The sequence below is a fragment of the Rhodoblastus sp. genome (genome assembly GCF_052145335.1).
Classification (GTDB): domain Bacteria; phylum Pseudomonadota; class Alphaproteobacteria; order Rhizobiales; family Beijerinckiaceae; genus Rhodoblastus.
Map to the genome: position 1 here is coordinate 1 of NZ_JBKQOU010000327.1, position 2,853 is coordinate 2,853.

At 63.3% G+C, this 2,853-nt stretch carries 4 protein-coding genes and 2 pseudogenes; 2 read left to right on the forward strand and 4 right to left on the reverse strand.

The features are described 5' to 3' along the window. Window positions 1–222, reverse strand: a pseudogene (locus tag ACLP2E_RS20165) (primosomal protein N'); the annotation flags it as partial. Between the two features lie 199 nt (window positions 223–421). On the opposite strand from ACLP2E_RS20165, the gene ACLP2E_RS20170 reads away from it, so the two are divergent. Beyond that, complete coding sequence (locus ACLP2E_RS20170; RefSeq protein ID WP_442466923.1) at window positions 422–910, forward strand: peptidoglycan-binding domain-containing protein; 489 nt, start codon at window positions 422–424, stop codon at window positions 908–910. A 75-nt stretch (window positions 911–985) separates the two neighbouring features. On the opposite strand, the pseudogene ACLP2E_RS20175 reads toward ACLP2E_RS20170, so the two are convergent. Then, a pseudogene (locus tag ACLP2E_RS20175) lies at window positions 986–1,054 on the reverse strand (CDGSH iron-sulfur domain-containing protein); the annotation flags it as partial. A gap of 206 nt (window positions 1,055–1,260) precedes the next feature. On the opposite strand from ACLP2E_RS20175, the gene ACLP2E_RS20180 reads away from it, so the two are divergent. Continuing rightward, window positions 1,261–2,262 (forward strand): hypothetical protein, encoded by a 1,002-nt coding sequence (locus ACLP2E_RS20180; protein WP_442466924.1) that lies wholly within the window; start codon window positions 1,261–1,263, stop codon window positions 2,260–2,262. A 167-nt stretch (window positions 2,263–2,429) separates the two neighbouring features. Here ACLP2E_RS20180 and ACLP2E_RS20185 read toward each other — a convergent pair whose 3' ends face one another. Beyond that, the gene (locus ACLP2E_RS20185; protein WP_442466925.1) at window positions 2,430–2,669 is read right to left on the reverse strand and encodes a CDGSH iron-sulfur domain-containing protein; all 240 of its coding nucleotides are present in this window, start codon (window positions 2,667–2,669) and stop codon (window positions 2,430–2,432) included. A gap of 49 nt (window positions 2,670–2,718) precedes the next feature. Next, the coding region (locus ACLP2E_RS20190) for a 50S ribosomal protein L19 (RefSeq protein ID WP_442466926.1) at window positions 2,719–2,853 on the reverse strand (135 nt) is incomplete at its 5' end.

The window sequence follows — 2,853 nt, forward strand, 5'->3', positions numbered from 1 at the left end:
GTCGACGAAGTCGCGCAGGGGCTGCCTCAGCGGCGGCCAGTCGCGCGCGGCCGCGACGGACTTGAGATTGTCGCCGCCCGCCTCGCGCATCGCCCAGACGACGCCCGTCGCATGGCGCGTCCCGAGCGGCACGCCGACGAACTGGCCCGGCTCGAGCGCGAGGTCGGCCGGGACGCGGTAGCTGTAGGCGGTGTCGACCGCGACCGGGACGAGGACATCCACGACGCGCTTTTGACGGGTGAAAAGAGAATCGGCTGCAACGCGGTCTAACGACATGCAGCGGGTTTAGCACCAAGTCGGGCGGCGCGCGTCGGGCGCCGCCGGCGCGAAAGAAGCCTTTCGGCGAAGCGGCGAACCCGGGAACGTTTCGCGCCGGCAGCGCATTGTTCTTGGACCCCTCGAACTTTCCAGGAGGAGAATCGTGAAAACGCTTCTTCTCGCCACGGCGGCGAGCGCGCTCTTCGTCCTTCCCGCTTTCGCCCAGACCCAGACTCCGACTCCGCCGACCAAGACCGCGACGAGCCAGCCGATGCAGCAGCAGGCCAGCGCGACCATGCAGGACGTCAATCCGAACACGCCCAGCCGCGCTCAGGTTCAAAAGATCCAGCAGGCGCTCGACAAGAGCGGCTTCGGGGCCGGACGGACCGACGGCATGTGGGGACCCGAAACCCAGGCGGCCTTGCACAAATTCCAGACGTCGAAGGACATATCGACCGCGAACGGCCAGCTTGACCAGAAGACGCTGTCGGCGCTGCAACTCAACCCGAACCAGTTCGCGCAGAACCAGGGTATGACGAACGGCGGCATGGCGCCGCAGCAGGCCAAGGTGACTCACCGCTCGACGGGCGTTTCGACGCAAAACGGCGCGGGAACCAATGCGCCCGCCGCGCCGGCGGCGAAGACGCCTTAAGCGCCGAGTCGTCGCGGCGAAAAACGCAAAGGCCGGCGGGGCTTCCACCGGCCTCTTCTAAGGCCTTCGCCGTCGTCACAGGCTCTTGTGCGAGCCGTCGCAATAGGGCGCGTTCTTGCTGGCCTTGCAGCCGCAGAGATAGGCGGTTCCGCTCTTTTCGGCGGCAAAGGGCTTGGGCGCGAGGCCCGCGCCTGTGTGCGAGCCGTCGCGGAACGGCTTGCTGCGATGTCACGCGAACCGGGAAATGTGAAAAAACCAAGGCGCGTTATTGACAAGGCCCAACCGACCTGATCGTTATATCAGCGCGAACACATCGTTTGGGACACTGACATTTGCGACAGGCGGGGCTCATGAAAAACGACGCGCAAAATCGCCGCGATCCATTGAACATTCGCTGGCTTCTGGCGGTGGCTGGAGCGGCGATCCCGCTGGCGCCTGTTGGCGCCCACGCTCAAAGCGCGCCACAGCCGATTACACTTCCAGCGCTCGCGCCGGCGGTGAACGGATCTCTGTCGTCCGATCCCTTCGCCTCGTGGCTTGCCATGGTCTCGGCCACCCAAGCCGCGCAACCTACCTGGATGACACCGCTTGTGACGGTGACGCCGCGTCTCGAACAAGAGTTCCGGTTTGATTTCTATGACCAGCAGAACGGGACCGGCAGCCAGGGGAATGGCCAGCACTTCTTAAACTACGGCGGACCGGGCGGCCCGAGGGTGGAGTTTATTCCGGCCTACAACATAGAAGTCATCGTGGCGCCTCCGCCTTACGTGATTGCCGCCGGCCCCAAGGGGGATGCGCAAGGCCCGGGTGATTGGCCAATGTTCCTCGTCAAATATCGACTTCTTTCCGCCAACCAGGAAAACGGCGACTACATCGTTAGCGCCTTCTTTCAGATGTCAGACCCGTTGGACACGGCGGGAAAGATCTCAAACCATGTCCTGACCGCACAGCCGACGCTCGCTGCAGGCAAAGGCTGGGGCAATTTTGACATTCAGTCGACGCTCAGCGTGCAGATCCCGGTCGCCGGGACCGCTTCGCCGGGCAACACCGCCCAAGTGAATATGACCAACTTCGGCGATCCCATCCTCTGGAACACATCCTTCCAGTATCATTTTGCGCAGTACTTTTGGCCCGAGCTCGAGGTCAACTACGAGTACTGGCCGAATGGGGAGCACGTCGGCCTCAACCAGGTCATGCTCACGCCGGGCCTCATATTGGGACGTTTCAAGATCGGCCAGGACAGCCCGACCCGGGCGGTCAATCTGATCTTCGGCGCCGGATATCAGGTGGCAGTGACGTCAAACCCGGTCGTGAAGAACAATTTTATCGCGACCATGCGGATCACCTTCTGACGGGCGTCTGCTGTCGCCGCACTCCGTAAGCCCGTCGGATGACGGGCGTCCTGACGGAGGCGTTACTGAATCGCGGATAAGCGTTAACGACCGCGTCTTCAAGAAGCCGAAAAAATGCAAAGGTCGGCGAATCTTCCCGCCGGCCTCTTTCTATGGCTTCGCGGTCGTCACAGGCTCTTGTGCGAGCCGTCGCAATACGGCGCGTTCTTGCTGGTCTTGCAGCCGCAGAGATAGGCGGTTCCGCTCTTCTCGGCGGTGAAGGCTGTCGGCGCCATGCCGACGGCCTTGTGCGAACCGTCGCAGAACGGTTGGTTGGCGGACCTTCCGCAGGCGCACCAGTAATAGGTCTTGCCCGCTTCGAGCTCTTTCGCATACGGCGCCTTCTGGGCGACGATGGGTTCGGCCATGGTGATCCCTCCTGAAAGCGCTTTGCCAGCTTGCCCTCCGACGGCGTCTTCAGCTTTCCGACGAAGTCTTCGCCTGTTCCTTGGCCGCTTCCTTCGCCGCCTCCCGGGCGGCGGGGGTCTCGGTCCGCTCGGCGATGCGGGCCGACTTGCCGCGGCGATCGCGCAGGTAATAGAGCTTGGCGCG